This window comes from Nostoc sp. S13 (assembly GCF_029379315.1).
GTDB lineage: Bacteria > Cyanobacteriota > Cyanobacteriia > Cyanobacteriales > Nostocaceae > Nostoc.
The window spans coordinates 22,464-39,979 of sequence record NZ_JAQYWQ010000066.1 but is presented as its reverse complement, the minus strand read 5'-3'; the positions used below and the strand labels follow the sequence as shown (position 1 = coordinate 39,979).

The following is a 17,516-nucleotide window of genomic DNA, read 5'->3' as shown; positions in this document are numbered from 1 at the left end:
CACAAAATACCCAAGTGAATTCTGGCGACTGGCACCTTTATTCTGTTTGATAAATCAACAAAAATACAAGTCGATATTAAATGAAATTGGTAAAAGCGGGAGTTAAGGTGGTAAAGGATTTGGCTGTTTCTAATAAACTAAAATCCATTGGATGTTCTGATGAACCATGAAATTTCTAACGATTTGACTGAGAACAGTATAGAACCGGAGCTACTACGATCGCCAAAAAAGCGATCGCCAAGAAAGATTATTTTGGTAATTTTGGGCGTGATGGTGCTGGGTGGGCTGGTTTTTTTGGGTATCCATGCGGGTGCAGCTAAGACAGAGAAAACGGGAAAATCTGAGCGTAATAAACAGCAAGTGACACCTGTAACTGTGGCAATGGTGACACAAAAAACGGTTCCGATACAACTACAGGCGATTGGCAATGTGCAATCGGGTTCTACGGTATCGATTACGCCCGAAGCCAGTGGACGGATCATTGGAGTTTATTTCAAGAAAGGTCAAGATGTGAAAAAGGGACAACTTTTGTTTACCCTGGATAACCGATCGCAAGCTGCTGCAATCCAGCAAGCTCAAGGAACTGTCGCGAAAGACCAAGCGCAGGTACAACAAGCTAGAGCTACATTAACTAGAGACTTGGGTCAGGTAGACCAAGCTAGGGCGACTTTAATCAAAGACCAAGCCTTAGTGCGACAAGCCCAAGCAACTTTGGCCAAGGATCAAGCGCAAGCAGATTTTGCCCAAGGACAGAGCAATCGCTATGGTGCATTGTATAAGAAGGGCGCTATCAGTTTAGACCAAGCACAGCAATACGTTTCTAACAGCAAATCGGCTACAGCAACCCTACAAGCAGATCGAGAAGCGATCGCTAATGCTGAGGCAGTTTTGAAAAGCGATCGAGTGGCGCTGACTAATGCTGGCGCAGTTGTCAAGGGGGATCAAGCTGCGATCGCTAATGCTCAAGCCGTTGTCAGTTCTGACCAGGGAGCATTGGATAATACCAAAGTGCAATTGTCTTACGCCAAAATTTATGCGCCGATTGATGGTCGCGCTGGCAATATTCTGGTGACTCAAGGCAATGTGGTGCAAGCTAACAGCACGACTCCACTTGTTACCCTGACTCAAATTCGCCCGATTCAAGTTGCTTTTTCCATTCCTGAAACAAATCTGCCCCAGGTACAAAAGTATATGCAGAATGGCAAGCTGAAGGTAGATGTGACGTTTCCTGATAATCAAGCTCGTTCCATACCAGGTACTTTGTCTTTTGTCAATAATACGGTTGATAACACTACGGGAACAATTCAACTGATTGGCGATTTTGACAACACTCAGGGACACTTGTTTCCCGGTCAATTTGTGAATGCAACGCTAACGCTGACCGAAGAACCGAATGCTACGGTTGTTCCTTCCCAAGCCGTACAGAATGGCCCGGATGGACAGTTTGTGTTTGTAGTTAAGCCCGACATGACAGTACAAAACGTCCCAGTTACGGTCAGCAGCAGCATTGATGGGCTAGATGTGGTTCAGAAAGGGCCGCAACCAGGCGATAAAATTGTCACGGATGGTCAAGCTAATCTCGTTTCGGGTAGCAAAATCCGCATCAAAACAAGCGGCAATGATTCAAATACAGAGAAGTCAAGAAGAAATCATTCCCCGAAGTCAGGCGGAGGTGATTCATGAACCTCTCAGAACCATTTATCCGCCGCCCGATCATGACGACTCTGGTGATGGCGGCGATTTTAATCTTTGGTTTCATGAGTTATCGTTTGCTGCCAATCAGCGATTTACCAAGTGTGGATTATCCCACAATTCAGGTAAGTGCCGCCCGACCGGGAGCCAGCCCGGAAACAATGGCAGCATCGGTTGCCCGTCCCTTGGAGAAGCAATTTTCTAGTATTGCTGGACTCGATTCGCTTAACTCAACTAGCACTCTGGGCCAGACTCAAATTACCCTGCAATTTAACCTGAGTCGGAATATTGATGACGCGGCGCAGGATGTGCAAGCCGCCATATCGGGAGCATCGGGGCAAATTGCGACCGATTTACCCAATCCTCCCACTTACAGCAAGGTTAACCCCGCCGATCAACCGATTCTCTATCTTTACCTGGATTCTCCCACTCTGCCGCTTTCTCAGGTAGACAATTATGCTGAGACTTATCTGGCGCAAAAGCTATCTACAATCAATGGGGTGGCACAGGTAGCTGTCTACGGTTCCCAAAAGTATGCGGCTCGAATTCAACTTGATCCGCAGCAATTAGCAACGCGGCAAATTGGGCTAGATCAGGTGGCGACGGCGATTCAACAGGGTAACGTCGATTTACCTACCGGCAGCCTTTCGGGAAATCACAAGAATTTTACAGTCCAAACTAACGGGCAACTCCAAGATGCGGCTGCTTATCGTCAGTTGATTGTGTCTTATAAAGATGGAATGCCGATCTATCTCAATCAACTGGGGCGGATCATTGACAGTGTAGAAAATGACAAGTTAGCAAGCTGGTACAACAACACTCGCGCCATTATTCTCACCATTCAAAGACAGCCCGGAACTAATACGGTGCAAGTCGTAGACACGATTAAGAAATTACTCCCGAATTTGCGAGAGCAGATTCCGGCATCCGTGGAAATTGGGATTCTCTATGATGCATCTCAGTCAATTCGAGATTCAGTAGATGATGTCAGATTTACCTTGATTCTGACGATCGCTCTAGTTATCTTAGTAATTTTCCTCTTTTTGCGGAACCTCTCGGCGACGGTGATTCCCAGTTTGGCATTACCCGTTTCCCTGATTGGCACCTTTGCGGTGATGTATTTGCTGCACTACTCACTAGATAACCTGTCGCTGATGGCGTTGACCCTTTCTGTGGGCTTCGTAGTCGATGATGCGATCGTTATGCTAGAAAATATCGTCCGTCACATGGAAATGGGGGAACGTCCGCTAGAAGCGGCATTGAATGGGTCGAGAGAAATTGGTTTCACCATCCTATCAATGACCCTTTCCTTAGTTGCAGTCTTCATCCCGATGTTGTTTATGAGTGGAGTGCTGGGACGATTATTTCATGAATTTGCTGTGACGATCGCAGTGGCAATTCTCGTATCTGGTTTTGTGTCTTTGAGTCTGACTCCGATGTTGTGCAGCCGTTTTCTGCGTCCTGTGGATCATGCCCATCAAAGTCGGTTATATCAAGCTTCCGAATATGTATTTGATCGCTTCCTCGGTCTGTACGATTGGAGTCTCAAAAAAGTCTTAAAATATCACCTCACCACGATGATTTTATCTGGCTTTCTATTGCTAGTGACAGTTGGGCTGTTGGTGATCGTTCCCAAGGGCTTTATTCCTAGCGAAGATACCGGACAAATTACAGGCATTACCCAAGCAGCCCAGGATGCATCCTTCGATAATCTTGTTCAGCATCAGCAGACAGTTGCTAACCTGATCCGCCAAGACCCGAACGTGGATGCAGTTAACTCCAATATCGGGGCGGGAGCGAGTGGAAGTGGCGGTGGGGCAGCAGTTGCAGCTAATTCTGGGAGTTTGTTTATTCGCTTAAAACCGCGATCGCAGCGCCAACTTAGTGCCGACGAAATCGTGCAAAATTTGCGAATCAAACTCGCCACTGTTCCCGGCATCCAAGTATTCTTACAAAATCCTCCAGCGATTCCCATTGGCGCTCAACAAAGCACAGGACTTTATCAACTTGCCCTCCAGAGTTCTGATGTCAAACCCTTGCAGGAGTATGTTCCCCAACTTGTGATCAAGATGAAAACCTTGACAGAACTCCAGGATGTGAACAGCGATTTACAGTTTGCTTCCCAGATTCAAATTGACATTGACCGCGATAAAGCCTCAACTTATGGGATTACCGCCGAGCAAATCGAAAATACCTTGAGAAGTGCCTACGGTTCCTACCAAGTATCAACCATCTATGCAGCGACCAATGAATATCAGGTGATTCTGGAATTAGCACCCCAGTATCAGGAGGATATTAATGCTTTGTTGACATTATACATTAACTCCAGTACAGGAGTGGCAGTTCCTCTGAAGACATTCGCCAAACTATCTCAGGGAGTCAGCCCGTTAATGGTCAATCATAACGGTCGGATGAACGCCGCCACTATTTCCTTTAACCTCGCCCCAGGTGTGTCCTTGGGAAATGCCAATGAAGAGATTGAAAAACTGATTAATCAGGTGATTCCTGCGAGTATTAGCACGAACTTTCAGGGTGCAAGCCAGGTATTTCAAAGTTCACTGCCGAGTTTGGGTTTACTGTTAGCGATCGCCGTTTTAGTAATTTATCTGATCCTGGGTGTTCTCTATGAGGATTTCATTCACCCGATTACGATTCTTTCCGGTTTGCCTTCAGCAGGTTTTGGCGCATTGTTAACGCTGATCATATTCCATGTCGAACTGAATGTTTACTCCTTCATCGGCATAATTCTCTTGGTGGGCATCGTCAAGAAAAACGGGATTATGATGGTGGACTTTGCCATCGAAGCCCAGCGAAATGAAGGGAAAAAGCCCTCTGAGGCGATTTATCAAGCCTGCTTGGTGCGCTTCCGCCCGATTATGATGACAACGATGGCAGCATTAATGGGAACTTTACCGATCGCGATCGGGTTTGGGGCTGGTTCAGAATCCCGTCGTCCTCTGGGTATTGCAGTTGTGGGCGGACTGGTGTTTTCTCAGATATTGACCCTGTATTTAACTCCTGTGTTCTTTATATATATGGAATCATGGCGGAAAAAGCTCAGTCAAGTTAAGTTCCGTCGGGTATTTTCATTTTCAGGCGGGCGATCGTGATATCCAATTTTTTAAACGAACCGCAACGCGCTGCCTCTCCTTTGCGACGGCAGTCGCTCATGGGGGAGACCACGCCAGATGCTTCAAGTCGGCGAAGCCGCCGCCAGGTGCTTCAAGTCGGCGGAGCCGCCCAACGCACTGGCTCCCCAACGCACTGGCTCCCCAAGACCGCGCTGCCTCTCCTTTGCGGTTCGTTTGAAAAAATTGAATTTGAAAAACACTTAAGCCTTAACCCAAGCGTATTGCTATTTAGCGATCGCATCCCCATCACATTTCTGGGAGAACAAAACCCATGAACCTTTCAGAACTCTTCATCCGTCGTCCGGTCATGACCACCTTGGTCATGATGGGTATCCTCATCTTCGGTCTGATGAGTTATGTACTGTTACCCATCAGTGCCCTGCCTAACGTTGAATATCCTTTTATATCTGTCTCTGCTAGTCTCCCTGGTGCCACACCCGAAACAATGGCATCTTCGGTCGCCGCACCCCTAGAAAGACAGTTTACCGAAATTGCCGGACTTAATTCATTCAATTCCACCAGTTCAACTGGTAGCACCAACATCTCCCTACAATTCGACTTTAGCCGCAGAGTGGAAGATGCCGCCAAAGATGTGCAGGGGGCTATCTCAGCCGCCGCCGGACAACTGCCCGCCGGAATGCCTCACCCGCCCACCTACCGCAAAGTTAACCCGTCTGTCTCACCGATTCTCTTCCTCTATATGTATTCTGAGACACAGCCAATCTCGACAGTAGATGAATACGCAGAGGTAACAGTTGGTCAGCCAATCTCGATGATTAATGGTGTTGCTCAGGTACAGGTTTTTGGTCAACAGCAATATGCAGTCCGCGTCCAGCTTGACCCGCGAGAGTTGGCATCGAGGGGAATTGGTCTAACTCAGGTGAAAACTGCAATTCAACAGGGAAATGTCAACTTGCCAACCGGCACTCTCTCAGGCAGTTACAAAAGTTATACAATTCAGGCGAACGGTCAACTCACCGATGCTGCCGGCTATCGCCAGTTGATTGTAACTTACAAAAATGGTGCGCCCGTGCGGCTTCAGGATTTGGGAGAGGTGATTGATAGTGAACAAAACGTCAAAGTCTCAAATTTGTATAGCGATCGCAAGGTGACAAACCGCCATTCAGTTGTTCTCGCCGTGCAGCCGCAACCGGGTGCTAACACTGTAAATATCGTTGATGCCATCCAGGAACTTTTACCTACGCTCCGCGAACAAGTTCCCAAATCCATTGAGATGGGGATTATGTACGATCGCTCCCAAACCATCCGAGCCTCAGTTAACGATGTAAAGTTTACCTTGGTTCTCTCGGTTTGTCTAGTTATCTTGGTGATTTTCTTATTCTTGCGTGACATCACTGCAACGCTGATTCCCAGTTTGGCGCTACCTGTAGCGATCATTGGCACTTTTGCCGTGATGTATTTGTCGGGCTTCTCCCTAGACAACATCTCACTCATGGCGTTGACCCTCTCCGTAGGCTTTGTCGTGGATGATGCGATCGTGGTGTTGGAAAATGTCGTCCGTTATCGGGAAATGGGCGAATCTCCCTTAGACGCAGCATTGAAGGGATCAAAGGAAATCAGCTTCACCATTTTGTCAATGACCCTCTCCCTAGTGGCGGTGTTCATCCCGATCATGTTTATGAGTGGAATAATCGGTAAATTATTTCATGAATTTGCCGTAACGATCGCAGTGGCAATTTTGGTTTCGGGTTTTGTTTCCCTCAGTCTCACCCCCATGTTGTGCAGTCGTTTCTTAAGTTCATCCCATCAGCAAAGACCAAATCGGCTCTATCAATTCTTAGAAGGGGGATTTGATTTCCTACTGCGGGGATATGATTGGACGCTCAAGCCCATCTTAAAATTCCGCCTAATGACGCTGATTGGTTCTGGTATTCTGCTGCTAATGACCATCTATCTGTTCGTCATCGTTCCCAAAGGATTTATTCCTACGGAAGACACCGGACAATTAATGGCGAACACGAAAGCCGCGCAAGATATTTCCTTTGATGATATGCGGCGTCACCAGCAAACGGTTGTTGATATCATTCGTAAAGACCCCAACATTGAAGCAGTTGACTCGATTGTGGGTGCAAGTGGCCCGAACGGTTCAGTCAATGGCGGGCGAATTACGATTCGGCTAAAACCACGTTCTCAACGTCAACTCAGTGCTGACCAAATCATTCAAGAACTAACTCCCAAGTTGAGACGTACAACTGGGATTAAGACATTTCTCCGCTCTCCGCCAGCTATTCCCATCGGTGGTCAACAAACTAATTCTACTTATCAGTTCACCTTGCAGAGTTTGAATTTGCAAGACCTGCGCCAATACGTTCCTAAACTTGTAGATAAAGTCAAAATTCTACCAGGACTCCGGGACGTTGACAGCGATTTACAACTCAGCACTCCTCAAATCCAAGTCCAATTTGACCACAACAAAGCTGCAACCCTGGGGATTACCGCCCAACAAGTTGAACAAACCCTCAGCGCCGCTTATGGTTCCAGCCAGGTTTCTACTATCTATACCCCAAATGACCAATTTTATGTAATCTTAGAAGTTAAACCGGAATTTCAGCAAGATCCCAGCGCCCTATCGATGCTCTATGTGCAATCGAGTACAGGAAAACTGGTTCCTTTGAGTGCGATCGCTAATATCACCCAGAATGTCGGCCCACTTACCGTTGCTCACGTTGGTCAACTCCCCTCTGCGACTATCTCTTTTGACACGCTACCAGGAACCTCTCTAAGTCAGGCTACAGATGCGATCAAGCAAGCAGCCAGTGAGGTGCTACCTTCAACAATTACCACCAGTTTTCAGGGTTCAGCCCAAACCTTCCAACAGTCCTTCAATGATTTAGGTGCGCTGTTGTTGGTGTCTATTGTAGTAATCTATCTGATTCTCGGAATTCTCTATGAGGATTTCATTCACCCAATCACCATTCTTTCCGGTCTGCCTTCGGCGGGTTTTGGCGCATTACTGACGCTGCTGATTTTCCAGGTTGATTTAAATCTTTACTCTTTCATCGGCATCATCCTGCTAGTGGGCATTGTCAAGAAAAACGGGATTATGCTGGTGGACTTTGCGATTGAAGCGCAGCGAAAGGAAGGCAAAAATTCCTTTGATGCCATCTATGCCGCTTGCTTAACTCGCTTCCGCCCGATTATGATGACGACGATGGCAGCTTTAATTGGGACATTGCCCATTGCTTTGGGGACGGGGGTAGGTTCAGAAGCGCGTCGTCCTTTGGGGATTGCGATCGTTGGTGGATTATTATTCTCTCAGATATTGACTCTCTATCTGACTCCAGTGTTTTACATTTACATGGAGGGATTGCGGAAAAACCTTGGCCAACCTAAGTTTAAGTTTTCCCGATTTTTCTTCAAAAAACCCAAGGTCAGCTGAGAATACTGATTATCAAAGGGCATTAGCTTAAGTTCCCATGAGAGGATTTTGTTAGTGGAAACTAAAAGGTTGTCCCATATCCGAGAAGGCATGTATCACAAAGTTCACTTTAAAAAGGTTAAGACAAATAGATGCTTAACCAAAAATTTAATAGAGTTAGCTCTGCTTGCCTTTCCGTCATCTCAAAATATTTGACAGGGCTGGGATTAGCTTCACTTTCTAAATAAGATAAATCATAACCTAAATCAACAAATCCTAGATGTCTATAAAAATTTTCAGCCTCTTCTAGAGAATGCAATCCAACCCTACCCTCAAAACCTAATTCAATACTCCGCGAGATTCCAAAGACAACCAGACTACTTCCGACACCCTTATACCTTCTATTTTCTTCCAAAAATATGCGATTCCAAGGAGCCACATTTACTAGGTTTAAATAAACTAATTTTTCAGTTGACTTTAGGCTAGAGGCACATCTATTAAAACTTAGAACTATTATCCCTTGAAGATTGTTCTCGCAGGTCAAAACATATACTTCATAAATATTAGGCTGATTCAAGTACTTAGTTATATTAAAGTTTTGATCCAAAGCACTCTGAGATGAAAGCTGTGGTTTCCATATCAATTCAATTTCTTCAATATGCTTGTCAGAGATTGGCGTAATCAGCGCTTCGACAGATTCATTTGCGCTGATATCGAATATTTGAAAGATTTCGTTTAATAGCATCAGTCAATTCATTCTCTGATAAAAGAGATACTACCTTAATTGATGTGCCTTTGACAATATTCAAATTTTAAGATTATAGAACTTCAGCCATCATTATGGAGGGTGTTTTTTTGTGTTTCAGTCCCCGTGAGGGGATTTTGTTAATAGAAACTGCCTAATTCCCAATTTCTCAAAGTTCCAGGATTGTTTCAGTCCCCGTGAGGGGATTTTGTTAATGGAAACACCAAAGAAAGTTATACAACAGACAAATCACCCTCAAGATAGTTTCAGTCCCCGTGAGGGGATTTTGTTAATGGAAACTTAATTAAAGCAGTTGATGCAAAGAGGTCAGTCTTTTAGTTTCAGTCCCCGTGAGGGGATTTTGTTAATGGAAACCATTAATAAGTGCTTGGTCTGTTGAATGTGTAGTTTGTTTCAGTCCCCGTGAGGGGATTTTGTTAATGGAAACTTATAGCAGTTTTACTCTTAGAAGATAAATTATCTAGTTTCAGTCCCCGTGAGGGAATTTTGTTAATCGAAACATCCATTGTTTAGCTTGTTTGTCAACAGCTACAGGCTCTTTAAGTTTCAGTCCCCGTGAGGGGATTTTGTTAATGGAAACCTTTGAATAGAATTAAACGGGAAATAGCAAGCTATAGTTTCAGTCCCCGTGAGGGGATTTTGTGAATGGAAACCGCTCGGTGCTGAAACCTAACGAGAGCAAGCTTCCTGGGAATGGTTTTGGCAGGTCGAAAATTTTGGTCATTTTCAGCCTGCCTTATTGCAAGTCATTTGCAACTTCCTGCATTTATGAAAGGCTGTAGTTATTGATTTGTCAAGGTTCTGGCGATTTTGGCACATACCCCAGGGTTTTAGCCCCCGCTTCGACTTGCCAAATATCAAGCTGATACACCAATCATAAAACTATTGTTTGCTTTTATCGAGGAATTTCGGAACTGTATGTAATTGTTCGGTTAATTACGTCGACATCAAGTACATACAATCCTATCAAATCCTCTTCAAGTTTAACCCGTTTTTCGATCTTACAGCAATTTGAGCTACTTTTTGAACAAGAGCGATCGCTCACTCATTTGCCGTAGTTGAGGTGTAAACGTTACTGTGGGTTAGTTCAATTTTGGAATTTCCCATATTCTAATTCTTTGAGGTTCACGGGATGATGTATCGCTTTTTCCTTGGCAACATATCCAAAATTAGCAAAGTCAGTAAAATAGCCATCTATTCCTAACTTAATGAACTGTTCAAACTCAAGAAGTGGTTGCCCGTGGTAGTCAGGGGAGAGAAAATATGAATCGCTGCGGAAGGTGTAAGGATGGAGTAGCAAGCCAGCATTATGAGCATCAGTAACTAAGGAAGTTGGCTGTCCGAGGAACTTATCGGCATCACTTATCTGTCCATCTCCATTAATATCAATCGGTTGACCTTGCTTATTCAATCGTGCAGAGGCAGGGACAATTAGCCGTTTGTCAGGGCCAATTCCTGTTGCATAAGTTTTAACTTGGGTCAATCCTTTAGGAGTGATCAGATCAGCGTAGGTTTGAGCAACCTTGTGGTAAACAAAGTCATAAGGAGCGCCACTGCTATCAATTAACTGAATCAGAGGAATATCGACTCCAGCAGCTGGCATGATCTTATTTTTTAATTCTTTCAGATTAGAGACTTCAAAAGATTGAATAAAAATGCGATCGCGATTGGTGTAGCCGTTCGCAACCAAGCGATTAATCAGAAGTTGTGAAGTATTAACATGGATAGGAGTGCCATCTAAATATTTACCAGCTTCAGCAAAATATGTCGGGTGCTTGGTTTCGGGATAGATACCAATTTTCCGACCAGTTTTTGCTTCACTGCGTTTGGCAAGGTTGATAACTTCATCAAAAGTAGGGATTTGAAACACACCATTATACTTAGTGTTCTGAGGACGAATCTTAGGAAGGCGCTCGATTGCCCGCAGTTTCTTAATCTCAGCTAAAGTAAAGTCTTCTGCAAACCAACCTGTAACACTATTCCCGTCAAGGACTTTGGTTGTTAGACGTTTAGCAAATTCTGAAACATCGGCAACATTTGTTGTGGCTTCTAGGATAGTAGGTTTCCCATGATCATCGTAAATAATCTTGCCATTGTTATCTGTTTTCACTGTTGCCAATAGAGGTTCGTGGCGAACAATCAGGACTCCATCCTTAGTTAGTACCAAATCAGGTTCAATGTAGTCTGCACCAAATTCAATTCCTAAGTTGTGAGAACCAATCAGATCACCTCCGAAATCTCCCACCGTATGTTCGGGACGATAACCAGTTCCACCGCCGCGATGACCGATTACTATCGGAGGTTGTCCGTAGAGAGTATTTAGCTTAGGAAGCTTTGGGTTGAGGCTGTCAATAGCCTGAACAAAATTCATACTGCCTAGAATGACTGAAATAGATAATGCTAGAAAAAAGCAGAGAAATAATATATAACCTTTGAGCCGAAGCATATCTCAAACCTCACAAATCTATGCTTTATAGTTTGAGAGTTCGAGGTTAAAACAAGATTTACGATAGTTTAACAAATTTTATATTTTAAATTTTGGAAACTTGATTTCTCGTTTTGTGGCACAGAGAAGCAAGCTACGCTTTTAGCATCTCGTAGAGAGCGTCATTACGAATTACGAATTCCGCCTTGCGATACCAGTATACTTTACGACTTTTCAAACATCCTCCGAGAGCAAGCTAATTTAAATGCGAGAATAAATCTAAAATCTAAAATAAAATCCAGAGCCAGTCACTTGATTGCTCTCTTCAATCTAAAATCTAAAATCTAAAATCCAAAATTGTGTGATTCCCCTCTCCGCTATGCCTAACGCCAGGCTGACGCTAACGGAGAGGGTTTGGGGATAAGGTTATGCCGGATAAATCCGCAATCTTCTATTTGGTTCTTCACCAAAACTATGCGACTTGAGGCGATAATGTTCTACCAACTCATGTTGCATTTTGCGGACTTGGGGAGAACGCGGCAATAACTCGACTGGCTGTCCTTTCGGAATCACAATTTGCTCAACAGCAAGTCTAGCTTCTTCCAAGGCATCCATCTCATCATCGCTACCATTGTGCAAAAACAGTTGCAGTTCACGGTCATCGGCCATATCCGGGTCGTCGATGTTCAGCAACCGCCGCAAACCACGGGTAATTTGGGGAATGGTGCTGGACTTAATCATGTGGATCGGTACATGACGCGCTTTGGCCATTTGGCGTAATTTGGCGTGGTTTTTGACGTGCGATCGCAGTGCTAAAATTGCATCAGCACTATCTATGTCTTTTGTCAATACCACGGGTAAAGTTAGCACACTAATTACCTGTTCCAGTTGGTGGCGGCTAACGCCATAAGGATAAACGTGCAATGGCAAATCTTCACCATTCGGCCCTGGCACTCTTGTAGCAGCATCCAAATCAATGCTTTCAGAATAATTGAAGGATTCATCCAGCAAGCGATCGAACTCACTGCGTCCAGTCACCCGCTCTACTGGCAATTGCGGCAGTGCTACCATTTGTCCAGATGAACGCCAACCGTTAGAGCCATTAGACGGTCGCGCCGGTGGGAAAGATTCTTCCACTGTCCCTAAATGTCCACCGCGACCGTTGACAACAGCTAACTGCCTTGTAACAGCGACTTTGCCATGATCATCAACGGTTCTCGTTTGTGGGGTAGCCTGACGCCCGCGCAGCAGACTATCTACTGAGTCAGCAACACTTTCGTGTACTGTCCAGCGTTGGCGTTCCAACATTTCCACCGCAATTTCAAAGGTAGGCGGGGCTTTACGCTCCAAAACAGTCTTTTGAGAGCCTCGGCGTCTGGCTTCGTCGTCTCCTAGCGTCACAGCTTGGATACCCCCAACTAAATCAGCCAAGGTGGGGTTTTTAATTAGATTTTCGATCTGATTCCCGTGGGCAGTACCCACCAACTGTACACCCCGTTCCGCAATGGTACGAGCCGCTAAAGCTTCTAGTTCCGTGCCAATTTCATCAATGACAATGACTTCTGGCATATGGTTTTCCACTGCCTCAATCATCACCTGATGTTGTTGATTTGGATGAGCCACTTGCATCCGCCGAGCGCGACCAATGGCGGGGTGAGCAACATCACCATCCCCAGCGATTTCGTTGGAGGTGTCAATAATCACTACTCGTTTATGCAGATCATCCGCCAAAACACGGGCAATTTCCCGTAAGGCAGTAGTTTTGCCCACGCCTGGACGCCCCAGCATGAGAATCGATTTACCAGTTTCTACCAAATCGCGGATCATGCCAATGGTTCCGAATACCGCCCGACCAACGCGACAGGTCAAGCCAATAACCTTACCCGTGCGGTTGCGAATAGCGCTGATCCGATGCAAAGTTTGCTCAATTCCTGCCCGATTATCTCCGCCAAAGATTCCGACTCGTTGAATGCAATCATCTATCTGTTCTTGAGTAACGGGTACTTCGCTCAGATACTCAGCTTGATTGGGAAAGCGAGCCTCTGGGCGACGACCCAAATCCAAGACCACTTCTACTAAACTATCTCGTTTGGGATGATTCTCTAGTGCTTGTCGCAGGTCTTGGGGCAAAATGTCTAATAACTTTTGGAGATCGTCTGTAATCGTCATGCTTTCTATGGTGACGTTTTTAGAGATAGCGAGGACATTTACGTACAGGAGAACCCACCGTGGGTAATTTTCCTTAACGAGCGATTAACGCTCCTGCTGTGACTTGATCTGGGAAACCAGAGAATGGGCAAGTTCTACAGCTTGCCAAAGTAATACGTCATCTTCTTCTAGGCGAACAGTTGCCTTTACATTGGTGTTACTTACCTCCTTATTCTCTAACTGTTCGAGAATTGGTGACAGCAGTACACGGGCGTAGCTACCGTAGGCGACCCCGGAAATTTTGGATTTTGGACTTTCCTGCGGAACGCTACGCGCAGCTTGCTTCTCCAAAGGAGTACGGCTACGCTCAGTCGAACGATTTTGGATTTTTGATTGTGGATTGGCGTCTTCTAATCCAAAATCTAAAATCGGCAATCTAAAATCGTTGAGTAGTCCCATTGCCTTTAACTTAGCAACGGTATAGCTATTAGTGCCGCCTGCTAACTGCACATATCCCGGTAACTTAGCTGCCAAAACTTTTTGCCCTAATTTCACCGCCGCTAAAGTAGTGCCATCGCCAATATCACCACTCATCGGACGACCGTCGGTTTGCCAAATTAAAGCACTGTTGAGCGGGGTAATCAGTTCATATACTGCTCTTAGGTAGTCAGTCATCCCCTCGCCATCGGGACAACTGATAGCTAGTAACTTTAGTTGATCGGCCCACGGTGAAATTGCTTGCCATAATTGCTCAAATTCTGCCAACCGCCCGACTTTTGTATGGATTTCTACGGCATCTACTCCCGTTGACATTACCAATGGCGCGATCGCTCCCGGCGTTGACATATAGGAACTTGTATAAATTATATCATAGGGACAAACTGGTATACAACGACCGCAGCCATAACACTTTTGTGATAATACTCCCGAAAAGTCTTCTTTTATACTGTTAAACACGATTGCTTGTGCCGGACAAATCCGTTCACAGGGTCTAGGGCAGTCTGTAGGACACTTAGTAGGATTAAATTCTGCTTTCCGAAAATGTGGGTCTTCTCCATCGTTCAAGCTGACCATCAAAAAGGGTGAGTTGCCTTTGTAGTCAAAGCCTCGCTTTTGGGCTTCCCTAGCAAGAGTTCTGGCTACTTGTAGCGCTGCTTGCGCCGATGCAATCACTGCTGGATCAGCTGCGACATCTATGCAGTCAGCGCCCGCCAAAGTATAGGCTAACGTTAAATTTCTGACTGCCGGCAAATGCTGGAAGCTGGCTCCGCAGATGAGCTTGAACCAGTGACCTTGTTTGAGAGATTGTAAAGGGGCGAACAAATCAGTCACTATTCTATTATGCGTTTATGCGACTAAAAATAGTAGTCTGTAATCAAGAAAAAATCCGGATTTCCTAATTAAGGGGCTTTCAAGGCGATCGCTCCTGCTGCTTAAGGGGAGTTTGTCGGCGATGAAGTTGATGTTTTAGGCGCAAATAACCAAATAACAACAATCGATTTTTTACTTGAGCCTGTCAGAGTAATTATTGACACAAGCGGTTAATCAACAGTTAAACTCAAGGCATGATCAAAATTCAACAGTAATTTATGCCAGCGTTGGACATTTTCCATGATGTAGTAAAACGCGCTTTAGAGAAAGATGGTTGGCTGATCACCATCCTACGTTTTGGTGGATTGGATATGTACATAGACCTTGGTGCAGGGAAAATTCTAGCAGCCGAACGAGACGAAGAAAAAATTGCTGTTGAAGTCAAAAGTTTTGTTAGTCCATTTGCTACAACAGAATTTAGTACTGCTTTGGGACAGTTTCTCAAATACCAACTGGCACTTGAAGAAAAACAACCCCAGAGAGTACTATATTTAGCAGTTCCTTTTGATACATATCGTTCCTTTTTCACTTTAGAACTGCCGCGGCTTGTTAATCCAACGTTACCAAGTTCGACTGATTATTTTCGACCCAGAAGAGGAGATGGTCGTCAAATGGCAAAAGTAGAACAATACCGTCAAATAATTCAAGAATTGTTACAGGCTTAAAGTCAAATTAAATCTGGTAACGAAGAAGTCGAAGCCGAAGTAATTTTTGATAACGAGCGGGATCGCTATCAACTTGTTCATGCAGGCTGGTCAAACAAACGCCGTGTATATGGCTGTGTTTTACATCTAGATATTAAAAACGAAAAAATTTGGATTCAGCACGATGGTACTGAAGGAGGTATTGCCAATGAGCTTAATAATCGAGGTATACGTAAACAAGATATTGTCTTGGCTTTTCATTCCCCCTTCAAACGACAATTTACCGAGTTCGCTGTTGGCTAAATTTCTACATATTTAACGTGAGTTTGACGGGTTGATTTAGGTACAAAAAAAGGCTAAGACTAGGATTAGAAGAAAAATTCCAGGATGTCTCAGCGATGGAAAGTATAGAAACGAGATGTTCTCAACTAAGGCTTAACGTGAGTTCGACAAGTTTTATTTGACCTCTCAAGAGCAGCCCCTCTCCGATGCGGAGAGGGGAGCAAAAAGCTGAATTTTTCGTTGCTCCTCCTTTCCGTTTCCCAGAGGGAGGCTGTCCGGGAGAGGTTCATCGAACTCACGTTAAGGCTTAGGTTATTCTATGGGAATTTCGATCGCAAACTCTGCTCCTTGCCCAACAGATGAGGTACAGGTAATATTTCCTCGGTGTTTTTGCACGATAATCTGATAGCTAATGGATAATCCTAGCCCACTACCTTTGCCCACAGGTTTTGTCGTAAAAAATGGGTCAAATAAACGCGATCGCAACGACTCTTCTATACCAGTGCCATTATCAGCGATCGCAATTTTGACCATATTCAAGTCTGTCACCTCTGTATGAATCCGAATTTGGGGAGTCGGGAGTGGGGAGTCGGGAGTAGAAGATTGATTCCCCACTCCCTCTTCTATTGCATCAATAGCATTATTTAACAGATGCATAAATACTTGGTTTAGTTCACTTGCATAACAAGTGACTAGAGGCAAATTCCCATAATCTTTCACTATAACAATTGCGGGACGCTCTACTGCTTCTTTGAGTCGATGTTGTAACATCACCAAAGTGTTTTCAATGTCTTCATGGATATTTACCGGCTTCATCTCTGCTTCATCATGCCGAGAAAAGTGTTGTAGCGCCAGTACAATTTCCCGAATGCGATCAGATCCTCTATACATTGCACCTATCAGGTTTTGCAGATCCTTAATGATAAAATTCAGGTCTATATTTTTGGCTATTTGCTGAATTTTTGGCGTGGGTTTGGGATATTCCTGTTGATAGACCTCAATCATCTCTACTAGGTCTTGCACATATTGACCAGCATATTGGAGGTTCCCATAAATAAAACTGATCGGATTATTAATCTCATGAGCCAGCCCAGCCACTAACTGCCCCAGCGCCACCATCTTTTCGTTCTGAATCTGTTTAACTTGGGCGACTTTCAAGTTGTCAAGAGCCTCTTGGAGTAAAAAGTTTTTTTCTTGCAGCTTAACTTGGAGCAAACGTAAATTAATTTGATTTTCAATTCGCAACACAACCTCTGCGCCATGAAAAGGTTTTGAAATATAGTCTACACCACCAACATCAAAGGCTTTTACCTTATCTACAACATCATCCAGGGCGCTAATAAAAATTACTGGGACTTCACAAGTTTTATGATCAGCTTTCAGTTGTTGACAAACTTGATAGCCATTCATATCTGGCATATTGATATCCAGCAAAATCACATCTGGCAAAACCATTTGACACGCAGTCAGTGCCATTTTACCGTTTAAGGCTTTGCGAACTTCAAAACCTTGTGCCGTCAACATCGCCGATAAAAGCCGCAAATTATCTGGGGTATCATCGACTACCAAAATATTTCTTTTATGATGGTTAGTTTGATTAAAATGCATTATTATCAAAAGCTAGGCGGATGATTATTGAGAATAGTAAATGCTTCTTGGAAATTACCCGGAAATTTGT

General features: G+C 44.5%; 10 protein-coding genes, 1 pseudogene and 1 CRISPR repeat array. Of the genes and pseudogenes, 6 read left to right on the top strand and 5 right to left on the bottom strand.

Annotated features, from left to right (window positions below):
- The first annotated feature begins 159 nt into the window (after positions 1–159).
- The 4 genes from PUQ00_RS19785 to PUQ00_RS19770 are packed head-to-tail and all read left to right on the top strand — an operon-like array spanning position 160 to position 8,223.
- Positions 160–1,683, top strand: coding sequence for an efflux RND transporter periplasmic adaptor subunit (locus PUQ00_RS19785; protein ID WP_300419779.1), 1,524 nt, complete (start codon positions 160–162; stop codon positions 1,681–1,683).
- Complete coding sequence (locus tag PUQ00_RS19780) at positions 1,680–4,802, top strand: efflux RND transporter permease subunit (protein ID WP_300419776.1); 3,123 nt, start codon at positions 1,680–1,682, stop codon at positions 4,800–4,802. The genes PUQ00_RS19785 and PUQ00_RS19780 overlap by 4 nt, the downstream gene beginning before the upstream one ends.
- Complete coding sequence (locus tag PUQ00_RS19775; RefSeq protein ID WP_300419773.1) at positions 4,799–5,098, top strand: hypothetical protein; 300 nt, start codon at positions 4,799–4,801, stop codon at positions 5,096–5,098. The genes PUQ00_RS19780 and PUQ00_RS19775 overlap by 4 nt, the downstream gene beginning before the upstream one ends.
- Positions 5,095–8,223 carry an efflux RND transporter permease subunit gene (locus PUQ00_RS19770; RefSeq protein WP_300419771.1) on the top strand — a complete coding sequence of 1,043 codons (3,129 nt, stop codon included), beginning with the start codon at positions 5,095–5,097 and terminating at the stop codon, positions 8,221–8,223. Before PUQ00_RS19775 ends, PUQ00_RS19770 begins: the two co-directional genes overlap by 4 nt.
- A gap of 118 nt (positions 8,224–8,341) precedes the next feature.
- Here the strand turns inward: PUQ00_RS19770 and PUQ00_RS19765 are convergent, their stop codons facing one another.
- The 4 genes from PUQ00_RS19765 to ldpA all read right to left on the bottom strand — a co-directional run bounded on the left by PUQ00_RS19765 (position 8,342) and on the right by ldpA (position 14,873).
- A complete protein-coding gene (locus tag PUQ00_RS19765; RefSeq protein WP_300419768.1) occupies positions 8,342–8,947 on the bottom strand; it encodes a GNAT family N-acetyltransferase in 606 nt (201 codons plus the stop codon).
- A 114-nt stretch (positions 8,948–9,061) separates the two neighbouring features.
- Positions 9,062–9,621: a CRISPR direct-repeat array (repeat unit 37 nt; unit sequence GTTTCAGTCCCCGTGAGGGGATTTTGTTAATGGAAAC).
- A gap of 434 nt (positions 9,622–10,055) precedes the next feature.
- Positions 10,056–11,339, bottom strand: a complete 1,284-nt coding sequence (locus PUQ00_RS19760; protein ID WP_300419766.1) for a glycerophosphodiester phosphodiesterase — start codon at positions 11,337–11,339, stop codon at positions 10,056–10,058.
- Positions 11,340–11,819: 480 nt separating this feature from the next.
- Positions 11,820–13,562 (bottom strand): R3H domain-containing nucleic acid-binding protein, encoded by a 1,743-nt coding sequence (locus PUQ00_RS19755; protein ID WP_300419763.1) that lies wholly within the window; start codon positions 13,560–13,562, stop codon positions 11,820–11,822.
- 84 nt (positions 13,563–13,646) lie between these two features.
- Positions 13,647–14,873 carry a circadian clock protein LdpA gene (gene ldpA / locus PUQ00_RS19750; protein WP_300419760.1) on the bottom strand — a complete coding sequence of 409 codons (1,227 nt, stop codon included), beginning with the start codon at positions 14,871–14,873 and terminating at the stop codon, positions 13,647–13,649.
- 257 nt (positions 14,874–15,130) lie between these two features.
- On the opposite strand from ldpA, the pseudogene PUQ00_RS19745 reads away from it, so the two are divergent.
- Together PUQ00_RS19745 and PUQ00_RS19740 are read left to right on the top strand one after the other, a co-directional pair.
- Positions 15,131–15,536 (top strand): annotated as a pseudogene (locus tag PUQ00_RS19745) (XisH family protein).
- A 47-nt stretch (positions 15,537–15,583) separates the two neighbouring features.
- Complete coding sequence (locus PUQ00_RS19740; RefSeq protein ID WP_300419785.1) at positions 15,584–15,859, top strand: XisI protein; 276 nt, start codon at positions 15,584–15,586, stop codon at positions 15,857–15,859.
- A gap of 291 nt (positions 15,860–16,150) precedes the next feature.
- Here the strand turns inward: PUQ00_RS19740 and PUQ00_RS19735 are convergent, their stop codons facing one another.
- Positions 16,151–17,446: a response regulator gene (locus tag PUQ00_RS19735; protein ID WP_300419758.1), complete on the bottom strand. Its 1,296-nt coding sequence runs from the start codon at positions 17,444–17,446 to the stop codon at positions 16,151–16,153.
- Positions 17,447–17,516: the final 70 nt, after the last annotated feature.

Bases quoted from the DNA above. Each gene is read 5' to 3' on its own strand.
- PUQ00_RS19785 (WP_300419779.1), top strand. From the start codon at position 160: ATGAACCATGAAATTTCTAACGATTTGACTGAGAACAGTATAGAACCG.
- PUQ00_RS19780 (WP_300419776.1), top strand. From the start codon at position 1,680: ATGAACCTCTCAGAACCATTTATCCGCCGCCCGATCATGACGACTCTG.
- PUQ00_RS19770 (WP_300419771.1), top strand. From the start codon at position 5,095: ATGAACCTTTCAGAACTCTTCATCCGTCGTCCGGTCATGACCACCTTG.
- PUQ00_RS19765 (WP_300419768.1), bottom strand. From the start codon at position 8,947: ATGCTATTAAACGAAATCTTTCAAATATTCGATATCAGCGCAAATGAA.
- PUQ00_RS19760 (WP_300419766.1), bottom strand. From the start codon at position 11,339: ATGAATTTTGTTCAGGCTATTGACAGCCTCAACCCAAAGCTTCCTAAG.
- PUQ00_RS19755 (WP_300419763.1), bottom strand. From the start codon at position 13,562: ATGACGATTACAGACGATCTCCAAAAGTTATTAGACATTTTGCCCCAA.
- PUQ00_RS19735 (WP_300419758.1), bottom strand. From the start codon at position 17,446: ATGCATTTTAATCAAACTAACCATCATAAAAGAAATATTTTGGTAGTC.